Raw genomic sequence first — 26,453 nt, 5'->3', positions numbered from 1 at the left:
GTAATCTGGAAAAGTCCCCGGATGGCCTAAGGTCTGGGTCGTGCCCGACGCCCGCCTGCCGTTCGACCCGATCGACCGCGCCGGCGACCTCTGGGAGGAGCACTTCGGCGACGCGACCGCGATGCGGCTGGCCACCTCGGTGATGCGGGTCCAGCAGCTGATGATCGGGGCGCTCGACGCCGCGCTGAAGCCGTTCGGGCTGACCTTCTCCCGCTACGAGGTGCTCGTGCTGCTGCTGTTCAGCCGGCACGGCGCGCTGCCGCTGAGCAAGATCGGCGAGCGGCTGATGGTCCACCCCACCTCGGTCACCAGCGCGATCGACCGCCTCGAGGCCCAGGGGTACGTCGTCCGGGTGCCCGACGAGGCCGACCGCCGTCGTACCCTCGCCCGGCTCACGCCCGAGGGCCGCACGACCGTGCGCAGGGCGACCAAGGCGGTCACCGCGATCGACTTCGCGGTGACCGGCCTCAGCGGCGACCAGCAGGCCGATGCCTACGACCTGCTCCGCCAGGTCCGCCAGGCCTCCGGCGACTTCGCGGACTGACCTACTTCTTCGACCTGCTCTGGCTCACCTGGGTGGTCACGGTGACCTGCGGCGATCCTGAGCCGGCCGCGGTGTTCTTGACGACGAAGGTCAGCTTGCCCGGGACCAGCTTGGTCACCTTGATCACCAGGTAGGTCGCGCCCCGCTTGGTCCTGATCTTGAGCGGGTGGCCCTTGGTCGCGACGACCCGGCCGTGGCGCTTGATCTTGACCTTCTTGATCTTGAACGCGTCGAGCGGGCTGGTCCAGGTCAGCGTCAGCTGCGCGGACCGCGACTTCCGCTTGATCTTCACGCCGTGGTGGGTCGCCCCACCCGCCGCGATGGTGTCGACGAAGGTCTTCGGCGGCGACTGGCAGGTCAGGCGGGTCTGGATCTCGTTCATCACCGGCTGCAGGGCCTGCGCGTCCGGGAGGGCGAAGTACTGACCGCCGGTCTCGGCCGCGATCTGCTGCAGCCGGGCCTGGTCCTCGGCCGCGGCGAGGCCGGGGCTGAAGCCGATGACGTACGTCGGCGTCTGGGCCTGCGGTGCGGGGTTGAGGTGGGCGTTGAGGTAGTCGCCGCTGTTGTGGCCCCCGTCGGTCAGGAAGATCCGGACCGTGGCGCCGGGGTTGACAGCGCGCGCCGAGTCGAAGGCGAGGTTGTAGTCCGTGCCGCCGTTGTCAGCCTGGACCAGCGCGTCGAGCGACGCCTTCATCGTCGCCGCGCTCGGCCCGACGGCCGCCGGCGCGAAGACGTTGTCCTCGACCGACCCGAACTCGGTCGCGCCGAGGATCCGTGAGGGGGCCAGGGCATCGATGAGCAGGTTCATCGCCTGGACCCGCAGCCGGTCCGGATCGGTGCCCGACATCGAGCCGGAGTCGTCGATGATCGCCTGGATGTTCGCGGCCGGCGCGCAGGCCACGGCCCTGGCCGGTGGTGCGGCCGTGGCGGGTGCCGCCGCGACGAGGCTCGTCGCGACGAGCCCTCCTGCCAGTGCCCGTGCCACACCTGAGCCCGGAATGCCCATGGTCGTCCCCTTCGCTCGACGTCAGGGCATCGTCCATCGGGGCCGGTAGCGCGAACATCACCGAAATCTGGGGTATCGGTGCGCCGTGTCGACCCTCCGTTCGAGGGTGTCGCCGCGCGCGGCGGCTGGGCAGAGTGGGCACCATGAGCACCGCCCTGCGTACCGCCCGGGACCTGCTGCGCGACCTCCGCGCCGATCACGCGGGGGCGGTGGCCCGGTTCGAGTGGCCCGACGTCGGGCCGAGGTTCAACTTCGTGCACGACTGGTTCGACTCCTATGCGCGGGGCAGCGACCAGCCCGGGCTGGTGATCGTCGAGGAGGACGGCCGGCGGGCGTCGTACACCTTCGGCGAGCTGGTCACCCGCTCCGAGCAGGTGGCCGCGCTGCTGGCCGAGCAGGGGATCGGACGCGGCGACAGTGTCGTGGTCATGCTCGGCAACCAGGTCGAGCTGTGGGAGTCGATGCTCGCGCTCGTCCGGCTCGGCGCGGTGATCATGCCGACCACCACGGCGGTCGGGCCGGCCGAGCTGGTCGACCGGCTGGGGCGCGGCGACGCGCGGGCCGTCATCTGCAATGCGGCCGACGCGGGGAAGTTCGACGAGGTCCCGGGGTCGTACGTGCGGATCGCGGTCGGTCCTGCCGAGGGCTGGGTGTCGTACGCCGCGGCGTACGTGCGTCCCGCCGAGCCGGTCCCGCACCCCGGCAACGCGAGCACCGACCGGCTGCTCCTGTACTTCACCTCGGGCACCACCTCACGGCCCAAGCTGGTCGAGCACACCCATGTGTCCTACCCGGTGGGGCACCTGTCGACGATGTACTGGCTGGGCCTGCAGCCCGGCGACGTGCACCTCAACATCTCGAGCCCCGGGTGGGCGAAGCACGCGTGGTCGAACTTCTTCGCACCGTGGCTGGCCGAGGCGACGGTGTTCGTCTACAACTACGCCCGCTTCGACGCGGCTGCCCTGCTGGGCCAGCTCCGCGCGGAGGGGGTGACGACCTTCTGCGCGCCGCCGACGGTGTGGCGGATGCTGATCAACGCCGACCTGTCCGGGGGTCCCGGCGTGCTGCGTGAGGCGATCGCCGCGGGCGAGCCGTTGAACCCCGAGGTGATCAGCCAGGTCGAGAAGCACTGGGGCCGCACCATCCGCGACGGCTTCGGCCAGACCGAGATGACCGCCGCGATCGCGAACACCCCGGGCCAGCCGGTGAAGGCCGGCTCGATGGGCCGCCCGCTGCCCGGCGTACCGGTGGTGCTGGTCGACCCCCTGGAGGGCACCGTGGTCGACGGCGTCGGCGAGGGCGAGCTCTGCCTCGACCTCGCGTCCTCACCGCTGAGCCTGATGACCGGCTACCAGGGCGATCCGGCGAAGAACGCCGAGGCGATGGCCGGCGGCTTCTACCACACCGGCGACGTCGCGGCGCGTGACGAGGACGGCTACATCACCTACGTAGGCCGCACCGACGACGTGTTCAAGGCCTCGGACTACAAGATCAGCCCGTTCGAGCTCGAGAGCGTGCTGATCGAGCACCCGGCGGTGGCCGAGGCCGCCGTCGTGCCCGCGCCCGACCCGGTGCGGCTGGCGGTGCCCAAGGCGTACGTCGCGCTGGTGCCCGGCTTCGAGCCGACCGCGGAGACGGCGGAGTCGGTCCTGCGCTACGCGCGCGAGCACCTCGCCCCGTTCCTGCGGGTGCGGCGCCTGGAGTTCTACGAGCTGCCCAAGACCATCTCCGGCAAGATCCGGCGGGTCGAGCTGCGGCAGCGGGAGAACGAGGTCGAGGGGGCTCGGCCCTCGGGTGAGTTCCGCGACGACGACTTCCCGGACCTGAAGGGCTGAACACACGAGTTGGGTGGGTGAGGGTGACCCTGAGGTCACTCTCGCCCACCCAACTCGGTCGTCTCAGGCGTAGGTGTAGAAGCCCCGCCCGGTCTTGCGGCCCAGCAGGCGTGCCTCCACCATGCGGGCGAGCAGCGGCGGGGCGGCGTACAGCGGCTCCTTGAACTCCTCGTAGAGCGACTCGGCGACGGCCTTGACCGTGTCGAGGCCGATCAGGTCGGCGAGCGCGAGGGGGCCTTGGGGGTGGGCGGCGCCGAGGACGAGACCGTGGTCGATGTCCTCGGCGGAGGCGAAGCCGGACTCGTACATGCGGATCGCGGACAGGATGAACGGGATCAGCAGCGCGTTGACGACGAAGCCGGCGCGGTCCTGGCAGTCGATGGCGGTCTTGCCGAGGTCGTCCTGGACGTACGCGCGGGCGCGCTCGGTGGTGTCGGCGTCGGTCATCAGGGACGGGACCAGTTCGACCAGCTTGAGGACGGGGACCGGGTTGAAGAAGTGCACGCCCAGCACGTGCGTGGGGCGCTTCGTGGCGACGGCCAGCTTCATGATCGGGATCGAGGAGGTGTTGGACGCGAGGATCGCGTCGGGGCTGGTCACGATCTCGTCGAGGCGGCGGAAGAGGTCGGTCTTGGCCTGCTCGTCCTCGACGATGGCCTCGACGACGATGTCGCGGTCGGCGAGGGCGGCGAGGTCGTCGACGACGCGGATCCGGTCGAGCACGGCGGCGGCGGACTCGATCTTGCCGCGGCTCTCGGCGCGCTTGAGGGAGGTCTCGAGGCGATGGCGGGCGGCCTCGACCGCGTCAGGGGTGGACTCGACGACGATGACGTCCTTGCCGGCGCGGGCGTTGACCTCCGCGATGCCGGATCCCATCAGGCCGCCGCCGACCACTCCCACACGCTCGATGCTCGTCATCAGGTACCCCTCGCTCATTTACTAGGACGTCCTAGTAAATGTAGGGGTGACCGGTGAGTAGGACCAGTTCAGGCGAGTACGCCGGCCACCGCGGTCACGAGAGCGGCCGAGGTCCGCTCCACCATGGCGAGCACGGTGCCGAACCCGTCGTCGCCACCGAAGAACGGGTCGGGGACCTCCCCGCCCGGCTCCACCGGGTCGAAGTCGCGGAACAGCCGCACGCGGTCGGGGTCGGCCTCACCGAGTGCGCGCAGGTCGCGCAGGTTGTCGCGGTCCATGGCGAGGACCAGGTCCTGCTCGTCCAGCCAGGACGCGAGCACCTGCTGGGCCCGGTGCCGGCTGGCGTCGTACCCCTCGGTCGTGAGCAGGGCCGCGGCCCGGCGGTCCATCGCCTCGCCGACGTGCCAGGTGCCGGTGCCGGCGCTGACCACCTCGACCCGGTCGTCGAGGCCGGCGTCGGCGACGCGCGCGGCCAGGACCACGTCGGCCATCGGGGAGCGGCAGATGTTGCCGAGGCAGACCAGCGCGACGCGGTAGTGCCCCGGGGTGCGGGGCGGGGGAGCAGCCGTCATCAGTCGCCGAAGCCGAGGATCGCGTCGAGGAACCACGTGGTGATGCTGATGATGATCGAGCCCCACACCGCCGGCCAGAACCCGTCGACGTGGAACCCGATGTCGACCAGGTCGGCCAGCCACGCGGTGAACCGCAGCAGCAGCGCGTTGAGCACGATGAGGAACAGGCCCAGCGTCAGCAGGATGAAGGGGATCGACAAGAAGGTGAGCAGCGGCTTCACCAGCGCCGTCACCGCGCACGAGATCAGCGCGACCAGCACCAGCGGCAGGATCTTGTCGTCGAACTCGGCGCGCCCCTCGGTCGCGCCCTTGAACCAGATGCCGTCGATCAGCTGCGCGGCCACGGCGAGCGCGGCGGTCGTGATCGCCCAACGGGACAGGAAGGCCAGCATGCCGCCAGTCTGTCATTCCAGGCCGAGCGCCTCGACGATCTCGATCTCGGCGTCGTCGATGTGCTTGCGCAAGAATGCGTGCGCCCCGTCCGGTCCGTCGATCCGGTCCGCCTCCAGCAGCGCGACCAGCCCTTCGTGGGAGCCGGCCTCGTCGTGCGCGTTGCGGTTGATCCGCTCGACCTGCGCCAGCGCCAGTCGGAGCTCGTCCATCAGCGCCTCGGCCATCTGCACCAGCCGCGCGCTCCCGGTCAGCTCGACGAGCGAGACGTGGAAGGCGAGGTGGCGCTCGTTGAGCTCCTCGTACGACGCCTCGCCGCTGCGCACCGCCGCCGTGTAGGCGTCGAGGGTGGTGCGCACCCGGGCCCGTCGTACGGCGTCCGCGGCCGGCCATGCCAGCACGCCCGCGCCCTCGAGCACCCACCGCGCCCGGCACACGTCGCGCACCGACTCGGCCCGCGGTGTGGCGACCATGACCCCACGGTGCGGCTCCCGGGTCGCCAGCCCCTCGGCCACCAGTACCGTCAGCGCCTCGCGGACCGTCGGTCTCGAGACCCCGAGCGACTCGGCGAGAGCGATCTCGCGCAGCGGCGTACCGCTCTCCAGGTCGCCCTCGAAGATCGCCCGCCGCACCTCCGCGGCGACCCGGGAGACCGTCGACTCGTTCTCGACGCTCAGCAGGGTGAACGGGCTCTTCGGTGGCGTGGACGGTCCGGCCATGCACCCATTCTGCAAGCCTTCCTCGTCTAGGGTGAGGCCGTGCCCTCCGAGCTCCCGACCGACGGCCCGTCCCTCGAGGTGGGCGGCGGCCGCGGCCTGCGGGCGGCCGTCGCCGTCGGCGGCGTCCTACTGGCCATCGCGGTCGTGGCGGTCGCCGCGTTCCTGCTCGTCGGCCGCGACGACGGCGACGCGGATCCCGCCGGCGGCAACACCAGCAGCAGTACGACGCCCGGCGCGCCCGGCACGAAGGCCAGCCTCGACCTCCCGACGATCGACCCGTCGGACTTCCCGAGCGACCTGCCGACCGAGAGCCTGCCCGAGCTGCCGAGCGGCGCTCCGAGCGTCCCGGACCTGCCGACCAAGGTTCCAAGTGGTGTCCCGTCGGGTATCCCCGACGACATCCCGCCCTTCCCCACCGACCCCGCCGACCTGGAGTCGTGGTTCTCGGACTACCTGGAGCAGGTGAACCCCTCATGAGCCAGCAGCCCCCCTTCCCCCCGCCGCCGGGTCCCCCGCCGTCGGGTCCGCCGTCGGGTCCGCCGCCTGGTCAGCCGCCTGGTCCACCGTCGGGTCCGCCGCCGTTCCCGCCGCCGGGCATGCCCGGACCGCCTCCCCCGGGCGGCCAGGGCAAGGGCAAGGGCCTGTGGATCGCGCTCGGTGTCGTCGGCGTGGTCCTGCTCGTCGGTGTCGTCGTCGGCCTGATCGTCGCCCTCACCGGTGATGACGACAGCGACGGCGAGGACCGCGGCGGCGACAGCGCCGCCGGAGCGCCCGAGGACGTCGTCGAGAAGCTGGTCGACGCCGCCGAGGACGGCGACTGCGCCGCCGCGGAGAAGCTGCTGACCGAGGAGGCCAAGGCGGCCGAGCCCTGCGAGGACGAGGCCTTCCAGCTGCTCGCCACCGAGGACGTCGAGTCCGAGGTCCACGACGCCAGCATCGACGGATCCACGGCGAGCGTGCCCGCCGACTTCACCAGCCAGTACGGCAGCTCGACGTACACCTTCCTGCTCGAGAAGGTCGACGGCGAGTGGCTGGTCGCGTCGTACGACGTCTCGCGGAGCTCGGAGTCCGACGACCCCGGCGCCGAGGGGACCGACGCGCCGACCGCGAGTGTCACCGTCCCGATCGACACGGCCCGCCCGTCCGCCACCGGCTCGAGCAGCGCCGACGCCGTACCGGACGAGCCGGCCGCCGTGGTCGAGGCGTTCCTCGACTCCGCGTTCGCCGGCGACTGCGCGACCGCGGAGGACCTGGTCACCACGACGTACCTCGACGACGAGGGCAGCTGTGACGCCGCGCAGATCCCGACCGAGCTGGGCGACTCGGTGAAGTGGAAGGTCGGCGACGCCACCGTCGACGACGCCGCCGGTACGGCGACCGTGCCGGTCGAGATCACGATCTACGGCTCGACCCAGAAGTCAGACTTCGAGCTGGCCCGCGAGGGCGGCCGCTGGAAGATCAGCGACGCGGGCTGACCCGCCCCGCGACGGCCCGATCCTGACTAGTCTGACCGCATGAGCCAGCCGCCGTACGGTGCTCCTCCGCCGCCGCCCACCGGCCCGCCCACCGGCCCGCCGCCTCCGGCCTACCTCGGCGGCGCGCCCGCCGCGTACGGCGGTCCGGCCCTCCCACCACCACCGGCGACGACGAAGCGGACCATCGGCTTCACGGTCGGACTGCTGACCGCGATCGTGCTGGTGCTGGTCGTGGTGGTGGTCGCGATCATCACCACGACCAACTGAGCCGGGTGCGCCGCCCGGGACGGCGTACCGCCATCGCGGCGGCTGCGCTCGTCGTGGTGGTGGCTGCGGTGGCCTCGCTCGTGGTGCTGTTGCGCGGCCCGGGGCCCGAGGACGTCGCGGAGGACTACCTCCGCGCGAGCTGGGAGGGCGCCTGGCGCACCGAGTGTGCGCTGGCCACCGAGCAGTGGCGCACGTACCTCTACGAGGGTGAGCCGTACGCCGACTGCGCGGCCTACGCCGAGGCCGCTGCCGCGACGGCCGAGTCGTCGGCCCTCGCGCCGTACCGTGGCGACACCGACGTGGTCGTCACCGTCGAGCCGTTCAGCCAGGGGGACGGGCGGGCCCGGGTGAGCTACGACGTCGAGCTGCGCTACCACGGCGACGACCAGGACGGGTTCGACGCGATCTGGCAGGGCTCCGGGCCGCACGACCGCGGCACCGTCGAGCTGGTCGAGGTCGACGGCGACTGGCGGGTCGCGGGCGTCGACGCGGGCTGACTCCGGGACCGCGGTGGGGTTGAAGCCCGCGGCGGCGTGGCATGATGCCCGCCGACCTGCCCGCCCGCCCAGGAGAGTGCGATGTCCGACCCGAACCAGCCCACCGTCCCCGCCGGTTGGTACCCCGACGGCCAGGGCGGGCAGCGCTGGTGGGACGGCACCCAGTGGACCGAGCACACCCAGTCGCCGTCCGCCGGGCCGGCCGCCGACGCCACCGTCATCGCCCCCCGGCCTCCGCAGCAGCAGCCCCAGCAGCCGCCCGCGCAGCCGCAGTTCCAGCAGCCCGCGCAGCCCCAGCAGCCGCCGGCCCAGCACTACGCGCAGCAGCCCTACGGCCAGCAGCCGCAGCAGTTCGGCCAGCCCCAGCAGTTCGGCCAGCATTTCGCCCAGCCCGGCTGGGCCCCGCCGAGCGGCGGCGGTGGTGGTGGCAAGAAGCTCGGTCTCCTCCTCGGTGCCGGCGCCGCGGCGCTCGTCCTGCTCGTCATCCTCGTCGTCGTGCTGGTGAAGGTGACCGGCGGCGGCAGCCCCGAGGACGTGGCGACGGACTACCTCAAGGCGCGCGGCGAGCGTGACTACGGGGCGTGGTGCGAGCTGACGGCCGAGGACGAGCGGGACTCCCTGCTCGAGGCGGCCGACGCCGACGACTGCGACGAGTTCGCAGACGAGTCGGCGAAGGAGGAGGAGAAGACGAGCGACCAGTTCGAGGACGAGTACGGACTCTCGCTCGACGAGGCCAATGACAACTTCGACTACGAGTACGAGGTCAAGGACGTCGACGAGGACGGCGACGAGGCGACGGTCGAGGTGAAGCAGACGGCCGAGTACACCGCCGACGACAAGTTCCTCGACGAAGCGCTCGACGGCGAGAAGACCGACGAGCGGACCCTCACGATGAAGCTCGTCAAGGAGGACGGCGACTGGAAGGTCCAGGACGCGAACTCCTGAGTCGACCGGCCCGATGCGCTCCCTCACCGCGACCGTCACGGTCCTCCTGGCGACCCTGGTCGCCCCCTTCGCGATCGCCGGGACCTGGCTGACCGCGCGGGTCGACGACCGCAGCGAGTACGTCGACACGGTCGCCGGTCTCGCCCACGACCCGGCCGTGCGTCAGGTGCTCGCCGAGGCGGCCGCGGACGGGGCGGTTCAGTCGCTGCAGGAGCACATCCCCTTCGGGCTGCCCTCGGCCGTGCGGGAGTGGGCCGACGAGGCGGCCACCACGGTCGTGGAGAGCCCGGAGTTCCCGGCGTTCTGGCGCCGGGCCAACGGCGACGTGCACGACCAGGTGCTCGCGGTGCTCGAGGATCCCGAGGCGCCCGCCGACGGCTCGATCACCGTCGATGCCGGACCCCTGGTCGACCAGGTGCTGGGGCGCCTCGAGGACCGCGGCATCCCGGTCGGGCTGCTGCCCGACGTCGAGCTCCGGGTCCCCGTGGAGCGGGAGTCGAAGGTCGCCGAGGCTGGCCCGGCGTACCGTGCCGTCGACGGGGTCAGCCGACTGCTGCCGTTCGTCTGGATCGGCCTCATCGTGATCGCCCTGGTCGTCGCGCGCGGCTGGCGGGCCGAGGTCCGTGCCCTCGGGCTCGGCCTGCTCGGCGTCGCCCTCGCGGCGGTGGGGCTGCTGCTCGCCGCGGAACCGCTGCGCGACGCCGCTCTCGACCGGGTCGAGGTGGAGCGCCGTGAGCTCGCCGGGGCCCTGCTGGACGCGGTGGTCGGCTCGCTGGAGCCGTACGCGCGGGGCTTCCTCCTGGCGGCGCCCGTCGGGCTGGTCCTGCTGCTCGTCACCCTGTGGCCGCGCCGCCGGGACGAATCGCCTCTCCCGGAGCCCTCGGGGCACTAGGCTCACGCGCGTGAGCGACCAGTTCCCCCCACCTGGGCAGCCCGGCGAGCAGCCTCCGACCCAGATGGCGCCGCCGGCCGGCGGCGCCCCCGTGCCGCCGTACGGCGCTCCCGGCCAGCCGCCGCAGCCGGGCTACCCGCCCCAGCCGCCGCAGCCCGCGGCGCCCGGCTACCAGCAGCCCCAGCAGCCGGGCTACCCCCAGCCCGGCTACCCCCAACCGAGCTACCCGGGCGGCGGCTACCCCGGTGGACCAGGCGGTCCCGGTGGCCCCGGTGGCCCCGGATTCCCGGCGCCCCCGACCGGTGGGGGCGGCAAGAAGGGCCTGATCATCGCGGTCGTCGCCGGGGTGGTGGTCCTCGTCCTCGGTGTCGTGGCGGTGCTCGCCTTCACCGTGTTCAACGGTGACGACGACAAGCCGGCCGCCAAGGACGACACGTCCACGACCAAGGGCGCGACCGACGAGCCGACCGACGAGCCGACCGACGAGCCCACGGACGAGCCGACCGACGAGCCGACCGAGTCCGACTCGTCCGACCTGGGCGACGCGCCCACCGACGACCCGTCGATCACGGCGCGGGCCTTCCTCGACTCGCTGCTCGAGGGCAACTGCCTCGCGGTGGAGGGTCTGACGACGCCGGACTACTTCGCCTCCGAGTTCACCGACCAGGACGGCTGCAAGGCGGTCGCCGGAAACCTCGAGATGTCCAACGCCGAGTACACCTTCGAGGACCCCACGATCGTGGGCGACATCGCCGCGCTCGACGGCGACGTCTACGCGCCCAACACCGGCAAGACCCTGGTGTCGCACTGGGCGCTCGACGGCAGCTCGGGCGAATGGCTCGTGAGCGGCTACAGCTACACCGAGAAGTGATGCGCCGGTACGACGACGCGGCTCCCCGTGTCGTCGTACCGCCCTGGGGGGACAGGACGCCGGGACAGGACCCGCGCGTCGCCCCCGACGCCGGCCGGCGTCGGGTTCGCGATCCGATCATGGGGACGAAGTATCGTGGCGAGTGACGGTGTGCTCCGGATCACGTCACGCCACCCCTGTGCCGGACCCGGACCACGGACCGACCAGACCCGTGCCGCGGCGATCCCGCAGGCGGCGGATGCAAGGAGTGGCGAATGACCGACCCCGTCTTCGGACCGGCCCCCGAACGCACCCCCGATCCTGAGCTCGTCCAGCTGCTCACCCCCGAGGGGGAGCGGGTCCACCACCCGGGCTTCGACGTCGAGTTCAGCGCCGAGGAGCTGCGCGGCTTCTACCGCGACATGACCCTGGTCCGGCGCCTGGACACCGAGGCGACCGCGCTGCAGCGCCACGGCGAGCTCGGCCTGTGGGCCCAGCTGCTCGGCCAGGAGGCAGCCCAGATCGGCGCCGGTCGTGCGCTCGCGCCGCAGGACTTCGTCTTCCCGACCTACCGCGAGCACGGCGTCGCGTGGTGCCGGGGGGTCGACCCGGTCCGGCTGCTCGGCCTGTTCCGCGGCGTCGACCAGGGCGGCTGGGACCCGGCGGCCCACAACTTCGCCCTCTACACGATCGTGATCGGCGCGCAGACCCTGCACGCGACCGGGTACGCCATGGGTGTCCAGCGCGACGGCCTGGTCGGCACCGGCGACCCGGCTCGCGACACCGCCGTGGTCGCCCACTTCGGCGACGGCGCCACCTCCCAGGGCGACGTCAACGAGGCGTTCGTCTTCGCGGCCTCCTTCAACGCTCCGGTCGTGTTCTTCTGCCAGAACAACCAGTGGGCGATCTCGGAGCCCTTCGAGCGCCAGTCCCGGATCCCGCTCTACCGCCGCTCCCACGGCTTCGGCTTCCCCGGCATCCGCGTCGACGGCAACGACGTGCTCGCGACGTACGCCGTCACGAAGGCTGCCCTGCAGCGGGCGCGTGAGGGCCAGGGCCCGATCCTGATCGAGGCCTACACGTACCGGATGGGCGCCCACACCACCACCGACGATCCCACCCGCTACCGGCTCAGCGACGACGTCGAGCACTGGAAGCTCAAGGACCCGATCGCCCGCCTCGAGGTCTATCTGCGCCGCAACGGCATGGCCGACGACGCGTTCCTGTCCGAGCTCGCGGCCGAGGCCGACGCGCTCGGCGAGCGGATGCGGCGCGAGTGCCACGCCCTCCCGGATCCCTCGCCCCACGAGCTGTGGGACCTGGTCCACGCGGAGAAGACGGCCGAGCTGGCGGCCCAGCAGGCGGAGTTCGACGCGCACGCCGCCTCGTTCGAGGAGGTGCCGTCATGACCACGATGACCTTGGCCAAGGCGCTCAACGCCGGCCTGCGCAAGGCGATGGAGGACGACGACAAGGTCGTCATCATGGGCGAGGACGTCGGCACCCTCGGCGGCGTCTTCCGGATCACCGACGGGCTGCAGAAGGACTTCGGCGACGCCCGGGTGATCGACACCCCGCTGGCCGAGTCCGGCATCGTCGGCACCGCCGTCGGCCTGGCGATGCGGGGCTACCGGCCGGTGGTCGAGATCCAGTTCGACGGCTTCGTCTACCCCGCCTACGACCAGATCGTGTGCCAGGTCGCCCGGTTCCACTTCCGCAGCCGGGGCCGGGTCCGGATCCCGATGGTCATCCGGATCCCGTTCGGCGGCGGCATCGGCGCGGTCGAGCACCACAGCGAGTCGCCCGAGGCGCAGTTCGTGCACACCCCCGGCCTCAAGGTCGTCGCCTGCTCCAACCCGGCCGACGCCTACGTGATGATCCAGCAGGCGATCCACGCCGACGACCCCGTGATCTTCCTCGAGCCCAAACGGCTCTACCACTCGGCCAAGGCCGACGTCGACGAGTCCGCGCCGGCAGCGCCGCTGTGGCAGTCGCGGGTGGTGCGCCCCGGCTCCGACGCGACGCTCGTCGCCTACGGGCCGACGGTCTCCACCTGCCTGGACGCCGCGACCGTCGCGGCCGAGGAGGGCCGCTCGCTGGAGGTCATCGACCTGCGCACCCTCTCGCCGCTCGATCTCGTGCCCGTGCACGAGTCGGTCCGTCGTACCGGACGCCTGGTCGTGGTCCACGAGGCCCACCTGACCCTCGGTGTCGGTGCCGAGATCGCCGCGCGGGTCACCGAGGAGTGCTTCCACTCGCTCGAGGCCCCCGTGCTGCGCGTCGGCGGCTTCGACACCCCCTACCCGCCCGCCCGGATCGAGGAGGCCTTCCTGCCCGACCTCGACCGGATCCTCGACGCCGTCGACCGGACCTTCGGGTTCTGAGGAGTCTCCTGCCATGGCTGTGAACGAGTTCAAGCTCCCCGATGTCGGCGAGGGCCTCACCGAGGCCGAGATCGTGGCCTGGCGGGTCAAGGAGGGCGACGTCGTCGCCGTCAACGACATCGTCGTCGAGATCGAGACCGCCAAGTCGATCGTCGAGCTGCCCTCGCCGTACGCCGGCCACGTGCTGGCGCTGCTCGTCGCCGAGGGCGACACCGTCGAGGTCGGTACGCCGATCATCCGGGTCGGCGAGCCCGGCGCGGCGCCCGCGGCCGCTCCTGAGGCCGCTCCCGAGGTCCCCGCCCCGGCGGCGGAGGTCATCGACACCAACGTCCCACCGGCCGGCAACGCCACCCTCGTCGGCTACGGCCCCAAGCAGCGTGCCCTCAAGCGGCGCGCGCGCAAGGCCACGCCCGACGAGGTCCCGGCCGTCGTCGTGCCCGGGCCGGTCGATGAGCCCGCACGTCCGCTCCGGGCCCTCGCGAAGCCGCTCGTGCGGCGCCTGGCCCGCGACCTCGGCGTCGACCTGACCGCCCTCGTACCGACCGGGCCGAAGGGCACGGTCAGCAAGGAGGACGTGCTCGCCGCCGCCGGCTCGGCCGCGCCCACCGCCCCGGCCCCGGTGGCCGTCGACCCCGCCGGCCGCGAGACCCGTGAGCCGATCAAGGGGGTGCGCAAGAACATGGCCGCCGCGATGGTCGCCTCCGCCTCGACCGCCCCCCACGTCACCGAGTGGGTCACCATCGACGCGACCGCGACGGTCGACCTGGTCGCGCGGCTGCGCGAGCGCCGCGAGTTCGCGGACACCAAGGTCAGCCCGCTGCTCGTGGTGGCGCGTGCCTGCCTGCTCGCGATGCGTCGTACCCCGTTGGTCAACTCGACCTGGGACGAGGCCGCCCAGGAGGTCGTGGTCAAGCACTACGTCAACCTCGGCATCGCCGCCGCCACCCCGCGCGGCCTGGTCGTCCCGAACGTCAAGGACGCCCACGAGCTCACCCTCGTCGAGCTCGCCCGGGCCCTCGAGGAGCTGACCGCCACCGCCCGCGAGGGTCGCACCCAGCCCGCCGACATGGCCGGCGGCTCGTTCACGATCACCAACGTGGGCGTCTTCGGCGTCGACGGTGGTACGCCGATCATCAACCCCGGCGAGTCCGCGATCCTGTGCCTCGGCGCGATCAAGCCGCAGCCGTGGGTCGTCGGCGACCAGGTCGTGCCGCGCCAGGTGATGACGCTCTCGCTGTCCTTCGACCACCGCCACATCGACGGTGCCACCGGCTCGCAGTTCCTCGCCGACGTGGCCGACCTGGTCAGCGACCCCGCCACAGCCCTGCTGTTCTAACCCGTTGAGTTGCCGCAAACTCCCCGTTGAGTTGCCGCAAACTCCCCGTTCAGTTGCCGCAGACTCACCGTTGAGTTGCGCAGAGGCGGCAACTCAACGGGGAGAAGGCGGCAACTCAACGGGCGGGGCGGGGCTGTGGACGAGCGCTCGCCAGTGCCGGACCCGCCCGGTAGAACGTCGGCATGCTGCGACGCGACCCTCCCACGACGCTCGGTCCCTACCGGATCGTGCGTCTGCTGGGGCGCGGCGGCATGGGCACCGTCCACGAGGCGGTCGACACCGCGCTCGGGCGCCACGTCGCGCTCAAGCTGATCGTTCCCGAGCTCGCCGACGACCCGGACTTCCGGGAGCGGTTCGTGCGGGAGGCCCGGGCCCAGGCGTCGCTCGACTCGCCCCACGTCGTGCGGGTCTTCGCCCACGGCGAGATCGACGGCCGGCTCTACCTCGCCAGCCAGCTTGTGCCCGACGGCGACCTCGCAGCAGCGCTGCGCCGGCACGGTGCCCTGTCCGAGCCGGAGGCGGTCGATCTCGTCGTCCAGGTGGCCGACGGGCTCGCCGAGGCCCATCGCGCGGGCCTGGTGCACCGCGACGTCAAGGCGGCCAACGTGCTGCTCCACCGGCGGGGCACCCACACCGTCGCCTACCTCGCGGACTTCGGGATCGCCGCGCCCGCGCGCGGTGACGCGGCAGCCGACGACGTCCGTGAGCTGCTCCGGCTGCTGCGTGACGTCCTCGCAAAGGCTCCCGGCCCGGCGCTCGCGCGGGTGCTCGCCGAGCCGCCCGCGACCGCGGCGGCCGTGCGCGACGTACTGCGCGGAATGGTGCGTGACGGGCGCCTTGGCGAGCGAGGGGCGCGCCGCTGGTGGGTCGCGGCCGGCGTCGCCGCCACGCTGGCGCTCGTGGCCGTCCTGGCGATGTCCCTGGCGCCCGGCCCCGGGCCGAGGCCCGACACCGTCGCGGCCTTCGCCCGCGCGCTCGAGCGCGACGCCGGCCTCGACCCGGCGACCGCGCGCTGCACCGCCCGCGCCCTCGCCGCGGCCCACCGCCCCGGCCGCCTCGAGGACGTCCCCGTCGATGTCGTCCTCACCGCCGCCGCGAGCTGCCTGTGGAGCGTCAACCCGCGCGACGGGCCCGCTTGACGGCGTACATCGCCGCGTCGGCCTGCCGGAACGCCTCACGGACCGTGCGCTCGCCCGGTCCCGTGAACGCGTGGCCCAGCGAGGCCTCGACGCCGTGCCGGCGCAGGGCGTGCACGAACCGAGCGTAGTGGGCCGGCAGATCGGCGACGGGCACGTCGTTCGACAGTACGGCGAACTCGTCGCCGCCGTAGCGCGCCACCCGGTCACGGTCGGTCGCCGCGTAGCGCAGGGCGTCGGCCGCCCGGCGCAGCAGCTCGTCGCCGGCCTCGTGGCCCGCGGTGTCGTTGACGTGCTTGAGTCCGTCGACGTCGAGTACGGCGACGGCCACCGGGTCCGCGAAGGCGTCGACGCGCTCCTGGGCGTCCGCGACCAGGCCGTCCCAGCCGCGCCGGTTCATCAGGCCGGTCAACGCATCGGTCTCGGCGAGCGCGGTCGCGACCAGGGCGGCGCGCCGGCCACGGTCCGCTGCGCGGGCGGTGGCGAGATGGCTGGACAGCAGGTGGCTGAGCATCTCGACCAGGTCGTCGTCGACCGCGACGGGATCCGGGAGCGGGCTGTCCCCGACCCCGCACAGCACGCCGAAGAGGTCGCCGCGGTCGTCGCGGATCGGGTACCCGACGTAGGCCCGCACGGCGGGCGAGTCCGGCAGCCCGGCGTACGACGCGTCGCGGGTCGAGTCCGGGACGACGTGCGCCGCGCCGAGCGTCATCTGCCGGCAGAACGTGTCGTCCCACCGCACCCGGTCACCGGTGCCGATCAGGCCGTGGCCGTGCACGTGGACGTGCACCTGCTCGCCACCGGCCACCCGCGACACCGACCAGTTCGTCAGGGGCGTACGCCGCGCGAGGTACCCGACGACGCGGCGGGCCGCCTCGGTGAAGCTGTCGGGCGCAGCGACGTCGACCACCATGGCCGCCTCCGATCTGCCGCAGAGTGCTGGACCGCTCCTATCGGCAGGGGAGGCGCCCACCTGAGCCCGGCGCGGTCCGTCAGCCGTCGGTGAGCCGGATCAGCCCGACGATCGTGGCGACGTACAGCGCGCCGTCGGGGCCGAGGTAGATCGACGCGTAGTGGTTGTTCCACTGGATGCCCGTGCCGGTCAGCCGGCTCCAGCGGGTCTCGCCGGTGCGGATGTCGATGGCGGTGACGTACCAGGGATCGAGGAGGTTGCCCTTGGGCTTGGAGTAGACGTAGACGAGCCCGTTGCCGAGCGAGGCCTTCGGCACCGACGTCGGCGCGCTGGTCGGGTTGGTCCAGGCGACGTGGCAGCCGTCGGGGTCGATCATCACCCGCGAGACGCCGGGCGTCGTGGTCTTGCCGAGCAGCGTGGACTGCACGCCGGCGTACCCGTAGTTGTTCTCGATGATCAGCGACTCGCCGGCCGCGACCAGGCTGTTCTCGGTGGTGCTCGCGCCCGAGGCCAGTACGGGGATCGAGCAGTGCTCGCGGTCGGTGACGCCCTTGCGCCGGTCGTAGACGATGACATGGCTCTGTGGCTCGGCGTTGTCGGCGATCGCGATCCACCGCTCGCCGATGAGGGTCGGCGAGGTGCCGGAGCCCTGCGACAGCATGCCGGGCTTCTTCACGCTGCCGCGGTCGTAGGGGATCGACCAGGTGACCTGCGGGGTGCCGTCGGCGGCCGCGTCGAGGCGGTAGGACCGGTGGGTCGAGACGAAGTAGACGCCGCCGGTCTCGTCGGTGGAGACGGAGTTGAAGATCCCCTCGCCCTCCGGCAGCTCGAGCGCCCTCACCGCACCGGTGCCGCGATCGAGGGTGCCGACGGTGCCCTGCTGGCTGAACCACCAGACCCGTCCGGCCCAGTCGACACCGGTCGCGACGAGGCAGTCGTCGGCGCCGAGCTGCGCGGCGAGCGGCCAGGTCCGGCCGCGGGTGAGGCTCCCGTCGGCGTTGACCCTCACCTCGGCGATCGAGGCGTCGGTCGTGGTGGCGTACGCGCGGTCCTGGCCGTCGAGGAAGAAGTAGGTGCCGCCGCAGATGTCGGTCAGCGGGTTCGCGCCCGAGGCCAGGTCGCGCTGCGAGAGCTGGAGCTGCGAGATCGCCCGCAGCGTGACCGGGTCGATCACCATCAGGGTGAAGCCCTCGAGCCCGCCGCACAGCCCGACGAGCCGGTCGTGCGAGTCGAACGCCATCGTGGCGCACTCCCGGATGCCGTACGACGCGGTGCGCACCTGCAGGTCGCGCCCCAGCGGCCCGGACACGGCGTACGCGTCGGAGCTGTAGGGGTCGTTGTGCATGCTGCTGCGCCCGTTGGGTGCGAGGTACGGGTTCTGTGGGATCGGGGGTGCCTCCAGCGGCTGTGCGGTGGCCGGGGCGCCGGTGAAGCGCGGCACCAGCAGGTCGGTCGGCAGGGACGGGATCGGCAGGCCGGGGATGGTCGGCAGGGCCGGCAGCCCCGGCAGCCCCGGCAGTGCGGTGTCGGCGTGGGCCGGGGCGGAGGGCAGGGCGCCGAGGGACAGGGCGAGGGCAGCGGCGAACACCTCGGCCGCCACGCGGAGCATGCGCATCCCGGGAGAGTAGAACGCGTTCCAGTTCTTGGGAAGGGGCCGGGGGTGTGCCCTCCTCAGTCGTGCCCGACCACCGTGCCGTCACCGCTCATCGTCCAGTCCAGGTCCGGCGTCCCGTCCTCGCGCGTCGAGACATAGAGCTCGGCGAGCCTGCGGGGCTCGTCGTGGTCCGCGGTCCTCAGCTCCAGCTCCTGACGCCCGGGGGCGTTCTCGATCTGGAGCTCGATGTCGCCTCCGCCGTAGCCGCGGCCGTAGAGATCCTCCAGGCCGCCGAGCGCGTACTCGATGACCTCGGTGAGATCGTCGGTCCCGATGTCGTCGGCGATCGTGACGGTCAGCGCCTCCTCGAGGTCGTCGCCGGCATCCGGGTGGAACAGGTGGACATCGGCCACGCCGTCGATCGACTCGAGGTGCTCGGTGAGCTCGCGCTCGGACCCGACCGACCCGCACCCGGTGAGGGAGACGGCGCCGAGGGTGCTCAGCAACACGAGGCGACAGGCGCGGGCGGCCCGCGGGCGAAGGTGAGCCGAGCCCATGGTCAGTCGCGTTCCGGCGTGTTCTCGTCGAGCAGCCAGTCGTCGAAGAAGTCCGAGAGCTCCTCGCCTGTCGTCTGCTCGATCCAGTCGACGTACTCGCGCCGGTCGGAGGTGCCGTTGGCCTCCCGGGCGGGCCACTCGCGCAGCACCTCGAAGAACCTCTTGTCCCCGATCCGCTCCCGCAGCTCCTGCCACATCAGCGCAGGGCCGTAGTAGATGTTGCCGTCGCCGAACCGGGTCGGGTTGAACGCGCCGGGTGGGCCGGACTCGGCGCGCAGGTCGGACTCGAAGACGGCCCAGTCGTCGGTCTTGCTCAGCATCGTGGTGCCCTCCTGCTCGGCCTCCCACATGCCCTGCAGGTACATCGCCATGCCCTCGTTCATCCACACGTCCGACCAGTCCGCGGGGGTGACCGTGTCGCCGTACCAGTGATGCGCGGCCTCGTGGACCAGCACCGCCTCCGAGAGGCTGTACGTCGAGTCGCCCAGCGTGATCATGGTCTGGGTCTCCATGCCGCTCTCGTTGTCGACGACGAGCACGCCGAAGCTGTCGAAGGGGTAGGGCCCGAGCAGGTTCTCCAGCCAGTCGATCGCGGCGGGCGTCTTCGCGGTGTCGCCGGGCAGCGGGTCGCCGTCGGCGTCGGCCCACACCTGGATCGGTACGCCGCTCGCCGAGGCCAGGTCCGTGTGCTGGTAGTCGCCGAACGCCACCGTGACGAGGTACGACGACGCCGGCTCCGCGAGGTGCCAGGTGTTGACGCTGCGCCCGCCCTCGGTGGTCGAGGAGGCGAGCACACCGTTAGCGACCCCGGACATCGGCGCCGGTGCGGTCAGGGTGAAGTCGTAGAGCGCCTTGTCGGAGGGCTGGTCGTTGACGGCGTACCAGGTGAACGCGCCGTACGGCTCCTGCAGCGTCGAGGTCTCGTGCTCGGCCGTGGTGGTCCAGCCGACACCCTGGGAGAAGTCGGCGCGCTGGCTGGGGGCGGGTGCCGACACGGGGGAGCCGGAGTACTCCAGCACCAGCACGTACTGGCGGTCCGCGACCACGGCGTGCGCGACCGTGAGGTCGTTTCCCTCGACGCTGACCTCGGCAGGGGCGCCGTCGACGGTGGCGGACGAGATCGTGAGCTGCTCGTTGAAGTCGAGGGGGATCCGCGGCGCGTCGCCGGTCGCGCGGAAGGTGAGCGTCTCGCGCGCGGTGAGGCGGTCGCCGTCGGGGGCCCAGGTCAGGTCGAGGTCGTAGTGCAGGGCATCGACCAGCGGGTCGCCGAACTCGGGGTAGACCGAGTCCGCCCGGGTGTCGTTGCGGGCGATCGCGAGGTCGCCGGCGGGCGCCGTGTTGCTCGGCGAGCTGGTCGGCGCGCCCGATGACCGCTGGGGAACGGCGCCGCCGCCGATGGACTGGCCGGCGCAGGCGGCGAGTGCGAGGCAGCACGCGGCCGCGGCGACGAGACCAGCGCTCCGGGTCATGGACGCATCATGCCGCTCCATGAAATCTGACAGCCATTCATCTTTCCCGTCACCTCGACCGCGGCTCGTCGTTGGAGGAGTGATCGGGGTCACTGTGGCGTGCCCCGGAGCGGGGAGGTGAAGTGGTGGACGAGGCACAGGTCGCACGCCCCCAGGGGTGGCAGCGGGTCGGACTCGCCGCGCTCGTCGCGCTGTCCGTGGTCGGCGTCGCGCTCGCCGTACCGGCATCGGGCTCCGGCGACGGTACGACGTCGCTCGCCTCCGCCGCCGAGCAGCAGAAGTCCGACCTCGGCGTCCCGCACGACGACGCCCTGCTCCCGCCCCACGACCACAACGACCCGCGCACCAAGAACGAGGTCGCCCGCGGCCTCGCCGTCGGTGAGGACGTCGTCGACCCGACGACGGCGCGTGAGCGCAGGGCCGCGGCGTCCTACGTCGACACCGAGCGCGCGCTCCCCGAGCCCCGCCTGGTCCCGACCGCGGCCTACCCGGCCCGCTCGGCCGTGCCCGCCGACCGCTATGCGATGGCCGGGGGCTGCTACACCCTCACTGCCGGTGGCACGGCCTTCGGCCCCTACTACTTCAAGGCGACCCGTCTCGGCGGCTACCTGCTGCACACCCCGACCGGCGAGCTGACCCGCAACGGCAACGGCTCGGTGGCCCTCGCCGCCAAGCCGAGCCCGCAGGCCGACTGGACCGTCACCGGCGGCAACGGCGCCTTCACCTTCCAGATCGACGGCGCCGGCGCCCTCGTGGCGCAGGGCGGCACCCTCACCAGCGGCGCGTCCGGCACCACCTTCCAGGTCGCGCTGGCCGGCGGCTGCCCGGAGTACCCCGAGGCCGACGTCAACGTCTCCGGCGAGCCCTTCGGCGGGGCGAAGCCCTACCAGGAGGTCCGCGGGTTCGTCGACGCCCACACCCACGGCATGGCCTTCGAGTTCCTCGGCGGCAAGGTGCACTGTGGCCGTCCGTGGCACGAGTACGGCGCGCCGTACGCCCTCGACGACTGCGCCGATCACAAGATCACCGGCGGCAAGGGCGCGCTGCTCGAGTCGGTGCTCTCCGGCAAGCCGTCCCACGACCCGGTCGGCTGGCCGACCTTCAAGGACTGGCCGGCGCCCGAGTCGCTGACCCACGAGGGCACCTACTACCGCTGGCTGGAGCGGGCGTGGCGAGGCGGTGAGCGGCTGTTCGTCAACCTGCTCGTCGAGAACAACAAGCTCTGCCAGCTCTACCCGCTGAAGAAGAACTCCTGCGACGACATGACCTCGATCCGGCTGCAGGCCAAGGACATGCACACGATGCAGGACTACATCGACGCGCAGTTCGGCGGTCCCGGCAAGGGCTTCTACCGGATCGTGAGGGACCCCTTCGAGGCCCGCCGCGTCATCAACGCCGGCAAGATGGCGGTCGTCATGGGCATCGAGACGTCCATCCCGTTCGGCTGCACCTACAAGACCGTCCTCGGCCGCGACTTCCCGGCGTGCACGCCGCAGGAGATCGACGCCAACCTCGACGAGATGCAGGCTCTCGGCGTACGCCAGATGGAGCTGGTCAACAAGTTCGACAACGCCCTCGCCGGTGTCGCCGGCGACGCCGGTGCCATCGGGCCGCTCGTCAACGCCGCCAACTTCCTCGAGACCGGCACCTTCTGGGCGATGGAGCACTGCGAGCCGGCCGACGGCGAGTCCTCCGACAACGCGCAGATCACCATCCCCGACATCACCGCCGGCCAGCAGGACGCGCTCTTCGGCGCGCTCGGCAAGGTGCTCGGCCTGCTCCCGGCGCTGCCGCTCTACCCGCAGCCCGCCCACTGCAACAAGCGCGGCCTGACCGATCTCGGCGTGCACACGATCGAGGGCCTCGCGAAGCGCAGGATGGTCTTCGACCCCGACCACCTCTCGGTCAGGGCGCGCGCCGCGTCGATGGACGTCATCGAGGACCTGCGCTACGCCGGCGTCATCTCGAGCCACTCGTGGTCGACGCCCGACACCTACCCGCGCATCTACCGCTCCGGCGGCTTCATCACGCCGTACGCCGGCGACTCGACCGGGTTCGTCGCCAAGTGGCGCCGCCACCTCGGCTGGGCGGACTCGCGCTACTACTTCGGCTTCGGGTTCGGCGCCGACATCAACGGTCTCGGCGCGCAGGGCAACCCGCGCGGGGCCGACGTGCCCAACCCGGTCCGCTACCCGTTCACCGGCCTCGGCGGCGTGACGATCGACAAGCAGCGTGCCGGCCAGCGGGTGTGGGACATCAACACCGACGGGGTCGCGCAGTACGGCCTCTATCCCGACTGGGTCGAGGACCTGCGCCAGGTCGCCGACGCCCAGCATCCCGGCGACGGCGCGAAGATCGTCGACGACATGGCCCGCGGCGCCGAGGCCTACCTGCAGATGTGGGAGCGCGCGTACGGCGTACGTCCCGACTCGTGCCGCAACCCGAACCTGCGGATGTCGCTGGCGAAGGCGAAGAGGCTCGGCAAGCGGATGGTCCGCAAGCACTTCACGACCGACCGGGTGATCGCGAAGGTCGGGCAGCCCTACCTGCGCCTCGACAACAGGTTCACGTTCTGCGCCAAGGCGAAGAAGATCAGGAAGGACGGCACGACGACCAAGAAGCTGGTCAAGGTGACCGTCGTCGTGAAGCTCAGGGCCGACGGAACGGTGAAGAAGGTCAAGTACCGCCGGTGAGGCGATGCTCACGGCGCAACGAAGTTACCTGCCGGTAGTATCCGCTGTGCCCGCGGCGCCAGCGCACGTGGGTAAGGCTTGCCTATCGCGGCGGGGTCCGTCGTCCGGCACTAGGCTCGTCGCGCGCACTCCTGTGCGCGCCCCTTGACTCCCTGCCGGATGAGGAGCTGTTGGACACCATGCAGATCGTTGCGATCGTCGTCTCCCTGGCCGTCTCGGCCGTCGCCGTCGTACTGACCGCGCGTGCCGTCGTCGCGATGCTCGGCGTGATCAAGCGCGGCCAGCCGGCGCCCGGGCGCACCGGCAACCCGGCCGGCCGCACGCTGACGATGCTGAAGGAGACGGTCCTCCACACGCGCATGCTGCAGTGGACCTGGGTCGGCATCCTGCACTGGTTCGCGTTCGCGGCCTTCATCGCGCTCTCGACCGCCGTCGCCGCGGCGTTCCCGCAGCTGTTCGACCCCGAGTGGACGATCCCGGTCCTCGGCAAGTTCTTCCTCTACGAGTGGGTGGCCGAGGTCCTCGGCCTGCTCGGGTCGCTGGCGATCATCCCGCTGATCATCTACCGGCTCACCCACAAGCCCTCGCAGCTCGGCCGCAAGAGCCGCTTCTTCGGGTCGACGATGTGGCAGGCCTACTTCGTCGAGGCGATGGTCCTGCTGGAGAGCTCCGCGATCCTCTTCATCCGCGGCGCCGAGTACAACCTGGCCAAGGCGCACGGCGGCGAGGCGGCCGAGCACGCCGATGGCTTCCACTTCCCGGTGTCGCAGTTCTTCGGCAACCTCTACCCCACCGGCCACGAGTCGATCGGGACGCTCGAGAACATCATCTTCTTCATCGCGATGGTGAAGATCACCTCCGCGATGATCTGGCTGATCGTGATCTCCTCGAACCTCACCATGGGTGTGGCCTGGCACCGCTTCACCGCCTGGTTCAACATCTGGTTCAAGCGCGAGGAGAGCGGTCGTACGGCGCTCGGCGCGGTCAAGCCGCTGACCTCGGGCGGCAAGGCGATCACGCTCGACGACGTCGACGACCTCGACGAGGACGCCGTCCTCGGCGTCGGCTCCATCTGGGACTTCTCCTGGAAGGACATCCTCGACTTCACGACCTGCACCGAGTGCGGTCGCTGCCAGTCGCAGTGCCCCGCCTGGAACACCGAGAAGCCGCTCTCGCCCAAGCTGATGATGATGGCGATGCGCGAGCACGCGTACGCCGCCGCGGGCGGTGTCGAGGGTGCCGCCGAGAAGGCGCTGGTGGGCTCCGCCGGCGAGGGGGAGTGGTTCTACAACCCCGAGGGCGGTGACTTCGTCATCGACGAGGACGCGCTGTGGGCCTGCACCAACTGCGGTGCCTGCGTCCAGCAGTGCCCCGTCGACATCGAGCACGTCGACCACTTCGTCGACATGCGCCGCTACCAGGTGCTCGTCGAGTCGAACTTCCCCTCCGAGCTCAACGGCCTGTTCAAGGGCCTGGAGAACAAGGGCAACCCGTGGAACATGTCGCCCACGGCACGCCTGGACTGGGCCAAGGACCTGCCCTTCGAGGTCAAGGTCGTCGGTGACCAGATCGAGGACCTCGAGTCCGTCGACTGGCTGTTCTGGGTCGGCTGCGCCGGTGCCTACGAGGACCGCGCCAAGAAGACCACCCGGGCCGTCGCCGAGCTGCTCGACCTCGCCGGCGTCTCGTTCGGCGTACTCGGCAACGGCGAGACCTGCACCGGTGACTCCGCGCGCCGCGCCGGCAACGAGTTCGTGTTCCAGGGCCTGGCCCAGCAGAACATCGAGACGCTCAACGACGCCAAGGCGAAGAAGGTCGTCTCGACCTGCCCGCACTGCATGAACACCCTCAAGAACGAGTACCGCCAGCTCGGTCTCGAGCTCGAGGTCATCCACCACACCCAGCTGCTCAACCGCCTCGTGCGCGAGGGCAAGCTGACTCCGGTCGCCTCCGGTGCCGGGGCGCACAACCGCAAGATCACCTACCACGACCCGTGCTTCCTCGGTCGCCACAACCAGGTCTACACGCCCCCGCGCGACCTGCTGCAGATCCTCCCGGGCGCCGAGTTCGCCGAGATGGAGCGCTCGGCCGAGCGGTCCTTCTGCTGCGGCGCCGGTGGCGCCCGCATGTGGATGGAGGAGACCATCGGTGAGCGGATCAACCTGAACCGCACCGCCGAGGCCGTCGGCACCGGCGCCGACCAGGTCGCCGTCGGCTGCCCCTTCTGCCGCGTGATGCTCTCCGACGGCCTGACCAAGATGCAGGCCGACGGCGAGGCACGCGAGGAGGTCGAGGTCCTCGACGTCGCGCAGATGCTGCTCGCCTCGGTCAAGGGCGAGCAGGCCACCAAGCTGCTGCCCGGTGAGGGTGCCCAGGTGACGGCGAAGCCGGCTGCGGCCAAGGCCGCCCAGCCGGTCGAGACCAAGGCCGAGCCGGAGGCCGGCGACGTCACGATCACCGAGGACACCGTCGTCGCGACCGAGGACGTCGGCCCCGCGGCCAAGGCGTCGGGTGGCTCGTCGATGTTCGACGACCCGGGCTCCATGTTCGACACCCCCGCTGCTGCTCCGGCGGCTCCGGCGGCTCCGGCGGCTCCGGCGGCTCCCGAGGCCGAGGCGGCCCCGGCCGACGGCGGCTCGCTCTTCGACAGCCCGGGATCGCTGTTCGACACGCCCGCTTCGGCTCCCACTCCGGCGACGCCGGCGGCTCCGGCGGAGGAGAAGTCGGCCACGCCCGCGGGCGGCGGCTCCCTGTTCGACGAGGGGGGCTCGCTCTTCGACACCCCGGCGCCCGCGCCCGAAGCCCCGAAGGCAGAGGCTCCGAAGGCCGAGGCCCCGAAGGCAGAGGCTCCGAAGGCCGAGGCGGCCCCGACAGCCGACCTCGGGTCCGGTGGCTCGCTGTTCGACATCGCCGCGCCCGAGGCGTCCGCCCCGACGGCCCCCGCCCCGGCGCCGGTCGTCGAGCAGGCGCCGGTCGAGGCCGAGGCCCGTGCCGAGGAGGCTGCCGTCGTCGAGGAGGCGCCCGCGCCCACCCCGACGCCCGCCGCCCCCGCGAGCGCGCCGGCCACGGACGTCGACATCAACTCCATGGGCTCGCTGTTCGACATCGCCGCCCCGGCTGCTCCCGCGGCCCCGGCCACCCCGGCGCCCGCGCCGGCCGCCGCCCCGGAGCCCGAGCCGGAGCCCGAGCCGGAGCCGGAGACCGAGCCCGAGCCCGAGCCGGAGCCGGAGACCGCGCCGGAGCCCGAGGCGGAGGTCGAGGCGGCCCCCGCCCCGGCCGCTCCCGCGGCCCCGGCCGCCCCGGCGTCGTACTCCGGCGAGGCCCACCAGCCGCGCACGGACGTCGACATCAACGCCGCGGAGTCCCTCTTCGACCTCTGAGTCGGATCCCAGGAGCCCCATCCGTCACGGCGGATGGGGCTTTCCTGTACTTGTCAGGCGTTGCAACCCCCGACAAGTGCAT

The 26,453-nt window shown here is 72.0% G+C and carries 24 protein-coding genes; 15 read left to right on the top strand and 9 right to left on the bottom strand.

The window, feature by feature from the left end:
* Window positions 1-40 precede the first annotated feature (40 nt).
* Window positions 41-544, top strand: a complete 504-nt coding sequence (locus QI633_RS23680) for a MarR family transcriptional regulator (protein ID WP_260805749.1) — start codon at window positions 41-43, stop codon at window positions 542-544.
* A 1-nt stretch (window position 545) separates the two neighbouring features.
* Here the strand turns inward: QI633_RS23680 and QI633_RS23675 are convergent, their stop codons facing one another.
* A complete protein-coding gene (locus tag QI633_RS23675; protein ID WP_282427254.1) occupies window positions 546-1,550 on the bottom strand; it encodes a vWA domain-containing protein in 1,005 nt (334 codons plus the stop codon).
* 143 nt (window positions 1,551-1,693) lie between these two features.
* Between QI633_RS23675 and QI633_RS23670 the strand changes: the two genes are divergently transcribed.
* Window positions 1,694-3,385 carry an AMP-binding protein gene (locus QI633_RS23670; RefSeq protein ID WP_282427253.1) on the top strand — a complete coding sequence of 564 codons (1,692 nt, stop codon included), beginning with the start codon at window positions 1,694-1,696 and terminating at the stop codon, window positions 3,383-3,385.
* Between the two features lie 63 nt (window positions 3,386-3,448).
* Here QI633_RS23670 and QI633_RS23665 read toward each other — a convergent pair whose 3' ends face one another.
* Genes QI633_RS23665 through QI633_RS23650 form a run of 4 tightly spaced genes read right to left on the bottom strand, consistent with a single transcriptional unit; the run spans window position 3,449 to window position 5,984 of the window.
* On the bottom strand, window positions 3,449-4,321 hold the full coding sequence (locus tag QI633_RS23665; RefSeq protein WP_282427252.1) for a 3-hydroxybutyryl-CoA dehydrogenase: 873 nt from the start codon (window positions 4,319-4,321) through the stop codon (window positions 3,449-3,451).
* Between the two features lie 50 nt (window positions 4,322-4,371).
* Complete coding sequence (locus QI633_RS23660; RefSeq protein WP_141800858.1) at window positions 4,372-4,875, bottom strand: low molecular weight protein-tyrosine-phosphatase; 504 nt, start codon at window positions 4,873-4,875, stop codon at window positions 4,372-4,374.
* Window positions 4,875-5,267, bottom strand: a complete 393-nt coding sequence (locus QI633_RS23655) for a phage holin family protein (RefSeq protein ID WP_141797081.1) — start codon at window positions 5,265-5,267, stop codon at window positions 4,875-4,877. Before QI633_RS23655 ends, QI633_RS23660 begins: the two co-directional genes overlap by 1 nt.
* Window positions 5,268-5,279: 12 nt before the next feature.
* Complete coding sequence (locus tag QI633_RS23650) at window positions 5,280-5,984, bottom strand: GntR family transcriptional regulator (protein ID WP_141797082.1); 705 nt, start codon at window positions 5,982-5,984, stop codon at window positions 5,280-5,282.
* Between the two features lie 39 nt (window positions 5,985-6,023).
* On the opposite strand from QI633_RS23650, the gene QI633_RS23645 reads away from it, so the two are divergent.
* The 11 genes from QI633_RS23645 (at window position 6,024) to QI633_RS23595 (ending at window position 15,768) form a co-directional block, all read left to right on the top strand.
* Window positions 6,024-6,461, top strand: a complete 438-nt coding sequence (locus tag QI633_RS23645) for a hypothetical protein (protein WP_186348219.1) — start codon at window positions 6,024-6,026, stop codon at window positions 6,459-6,461.
* Window positions 6,462-6,580: 119 nt separating this feature from the next.
* Window positions 6,581-7,459 carry a hypothetical protein gene (locus QI633_RS23640; protein ID WP_282427251.1) on the top strand — a complete coding sequence of 293 codons (879 nt, stop codon included), beginning with the start codon at window positions 6,581-6,583 and terminating at the stop codon, window positions 7,457-7,459.
* Between the two features lie 39 nt (window positions 7,460-7,498).
* Window positions 7,499-7,726 (top strand): hypothetical protein, encoded by a 228-nt coding sequence (locus tag QI633_RS23635; RefSeq protein ID WP_141797084.1) that lies wholly within the window; start codon window positions 7,499-7,501, stop codon window positions 7,724-7,726.
* Window positions 7,727-7,731: 5 nt separating this feature from the next.
* On the top strand, window positions 7,732-8,223 hold the full coding sequence (locus QI633_RS23630; RefSeq protein WP_282427250.1) for a hypothetical protein: 492 nt from the start codon (window positions 7,732-7,734) through the stop codon (window positions 8,221-8,223).
* Between the two features lie 81 nt (window positions 8,224-8,304).
* Window positions 8,305-9,168, top strand: coding sequence for a DUF2510 domain-containing protein (locus QI633_RS23625; protein WP_186348220.1), 864 nt, complete (start codon window positions 8,305-8,307; stop codon window positions 9,166-9,168).
* A 13-nt stretch (window positions 9,169-9,181) separates the two neighbouring features.
* A complete protein-coding gene (locus QI633_RS23620) occupies window positions 9,182-10,060 on the top strand; it encodes a hypothetical protein (protein WP_141797086.1) in 879 nt (292 codons plus the stop codon).
* Window positions 10,061-10,070: 10 nt separating this feature from the next.
* Entirely contained in the window at window positions 10,071-10,931 is an 861-nt protein-coding gene (locus QI633_RS23615; RefSeq protein ID WP_282427249.1) for a PT domain-containing protein, read from the top strand.
* Window positions 10,932-11,185: 254 nt separating this feature from the next.
* The gene (gene pdhA / locus QI633_RS23610; protein ID WP_141797088.1) at window positions 11,186-12,319 is read left to right on the top strand and encodes a pyruvate dehydrogenase (acetyl-transferring) E1 component subunit alpha; all 1,134 of its coding nucleotides are present in this window, start codon (window positions 11,186-11,188) and stop codon (window positions 12,317-12,319) included.
* On the top strand, window positions 12,316-13,293 hold the full coding sequence (locus QI633_RS23605; protein ID WP_282427248.1) for an alpha-ketoacid dehydrogenase subunit beta: 978 nt from the start codon (window positions 12,316-12,318) through the stop codon (window positions 13,291-13,293). The genes pdhA and QI633_RS23605 overlap by 4 nt, the downstream gene beginning before the upstream one ends.
* Window positions 13,294-13,306: 13 nt before the next feature.
* The gene (locus QI633_RS23600) at window positions 13,307-14,629 is read left to right on the top strand and encodes a dihydrolipoamide acetyltransferase family protein (RefSeq protein ID WP_141797090.1); all 1,323 of its coding nucleotides are present in this window, start codon (window positions 13,307-13,309) and stop codon (window positions 14,627-14,629) included.
* A gap of 182 nt (window positions 14,630-14,811) precedes the next feature.
* On the top strand, window positions 14,812-15,768 hold the full coding sequence (locus tag QI633_RS23595) for a serine/threonine-protein kinase (protein WP_282427247.1): 957 nt from the start codon (window positions 14,812-14,814) through the stop codon (window positions 15,766-15,768).
* On the opposite strand, the gene QI633_RS23590 is transcribed toward QI633_RS23595, so the two are convergent.
* From QI633_RS23590 to QI633_RS23575, 4 genes are all read right to left on the bottom strand, one after another.
* Window positions 15,743-16,678, bottom strand: coding sequence for a sensor domain-containing diguanylate cyclase (locus QI633_RS23590; protein ID WP_282427246.1), 936 nt, complete (start codon window positions 16,676-16,678; stop codon window positions 15,743-15,745). The two genes, QI633_RS23595 and QI633_RS23590, sit on opposite strands and share 26 nt — an antisense overlap.
* 79 nt (window positions 16,679-16,757) lie before the next feature.
* Entirely contained in the window at window positions 16,758-18,293 is a 1,536-nt protein-coding gene (locus QI633_RS23585; RefSeq protein ID WP_282427245.1) for a hypothetical protein, read from the bottom strand.
* Window positions 18,294-18,349: 56 nt separating this feature from the next.
* Window positions 18,350-18,781, bottom strand: a complete 432-nt coding sequence (locus QI633_RS23580) for a hypothetical protein (RefSeq protein WP_141797094.1) — start codon at window positions 18,779-18,781, stop codon at window positions 18,350-18,352.
* Window positions 18,782-18,831: 50 nt separating this feature from the next.
* The gene (locus QI633_RS23575; RefSeq protein ID WP_282427244.1) at window positions 18,832-20,298 is read right to left on the bottom strand and encodes a M1 family metallopeptidase; all 1,467 of its coding nucleotides are present in this window, start codon (window positions 20,296-20,298) and stop codon (window positions 18,832-18,834) included.
* Window positions 20,299-20,423: 125 nt separating this feature from the next.
* On the opposite strand from QI633_RS23575, the gene QI633_RS23570 reads away from it, so the two are divergent.
* Complete coding sequence (locus QI633_RS23570) at window positions 20,424-22,991, top strand: hypothetical protein (protein ID WP_141797096.1); 2,568 nt, start codon at window positions 20,424-20,426, stop codon at window positions 22,989-22,991.
* Window positions 22,992-23,170: 179 nt separating this feature from the next.
* Window positions 23,171-26,371, top strand: coding sequence for a (Fe-S)-binding protein (locus tag QI633_RS23565; protein WP_282427243.1), 3,201 nt, complete (start codon window positions 23,171-23,173; stop codon window positions 26,369-26,371).
* Window positions 26,372-26,453 lie beyond the last annotated feature (82 nt).

The organism is Nocardioides sp. QY071 (assembly GCF_029961765.1).
In the GTDB taxonomy this organism is placed as follows: Bacteria; Actinomycetota; Actinomycetes; order Propionibacteriales; family Nocardioidaceae; genus Nocardioides.
The sequence above is the reverse complement of the archived record's forward strand: the minus strand, read 5'-3'. Positions and strand labels throughout refer to the sequence as shown.

Bases quoted from the DNA above. Each gene is read 5' to 3' on its own strand.
- QI633_RS23565 (WP_282427243.1), top strand. From the start codon at position 23,171: ATGCAGATCGTTGCGATCGTCGTCTCCCTGGCCGTCTCGGCCGTCGCC.
- QI633_RS23665 (WP_282427252.1), bottom strand. From the start codon at position 4,321: ATGAGCGAGGGGTACCTGATGACGAGCATCGAGCGTGTGGGAGTGGTC.
- QI633_RS23590 (WP_282427246.1), bottom strand. From the start codon at position 16,678: ATGGTGGTCGACGTCGCTGCGCCCGACAGCTTCACCGAGGCGGCCCGC.
- QI633_RS23600 (WP_141797090.1), top strand. From the start codon at position 13,307: ATGGCTGTGAACGAGTTCAAGCTCCCCGATGTCGGCGAGGGCCTCACC.
- QI633_RS23635 (WP_141797084.1), top strand. From the start codon at position 7,499: ATGAGCCAGCCGCCGTACGGTGCTCCTCCGCCGCCGCCCACCGGCCCG.
- QI633_RS23585 (WP_282427245.1), bottom strand. From the start codon at position 18,293: ATGCGCATGCTCCGCGTGGCGGCCGAGGTGTTCGCCGCTGCCCTCGCC.
- QI633_RS23575 (WP_282427244.1), bottom strand. From the start codon at position 20,298: ATGACCCGGAGCGCTGGTCTCGTCGCCGCGGCCGCGTGCTGCCTCGCA.
- QI633_RS23605 (WP_282427248.1), top strand. From the start codon at position 12,316: ATGACCACGATGACCTTGGCCAAGGCGCTCAACGCCGGCCTGCGCAAG.
- QI633_RS23595 (WP_282427247.1), top strand. From the start codon at position 14,812: ATGCTGCGACGCGACCCTCCCACGACGCTCGGTCCCTACCGGATCGTG.
- QI633_RS23640 (WP_282427251.1), top strand. From the start codon at position 6,581: ATGCCCGGACCGCCTCCCCCGGGCGGCCAGGGCAAGGGCAAGGGCCTG.
- QI633_RS23650 (WP_141797082.1), bottom strand. From the start codon at position 5,984: ATGGCCGGACCGTCCACGCCACCGAAGAGCCCGTTCACCCTGCTGAGC.
- QI633_RS23675 (WP_282427254.1), bottom strand. From the start codon at position 1,550: ATGGGCATTCCGGGCTCAGGTGTGGCACGGGCACTGGCAGGAGGGCTC.
- QI633_RS23670 (WP_282427253.1), top strand. From the start codon at position 1,694: ATGAGCACCGCCCTGCGTACCGCCCGGGACCTGCTGCGCGACCTCCGC.
- QI633_RS23655 (WP_141797081.1), bottom strand. From the start codon at position 5,267: ATGCTGGCCTTCCTGTCCCGTTGGGCGATCACGACCGCCGCGCTCGCC.
- pdhA (WP_141797088.1), top strand. From the start codon at position 11,186: ATGACCGACCCCGTCTTCGGACCGGCCCCCGAACGCACCCCCGATCCT.
- QI633_RS23625 (WP_186348220.1), top strand. From the start codon at position 8,305: ATGTCCGACCCGAACCAGCCCACCGTCCCCGCCGGTTGGTACCCCGAC.
- QI633_RS23620 (WP_141797086.1), top strand. From the start codon at position 9,182: ATGCGCTCCCTCACCGCGACCGTCACGGTCCTCCTGGCGACCCTGGTC.
- QI633_RS23660 (WP_141800858.1), bottom strand. From the start codon at position 4,875: ATGACGGCTGCTCCCCCGCCCCGCACCCCGGGGCACTACCGCGTCGCG.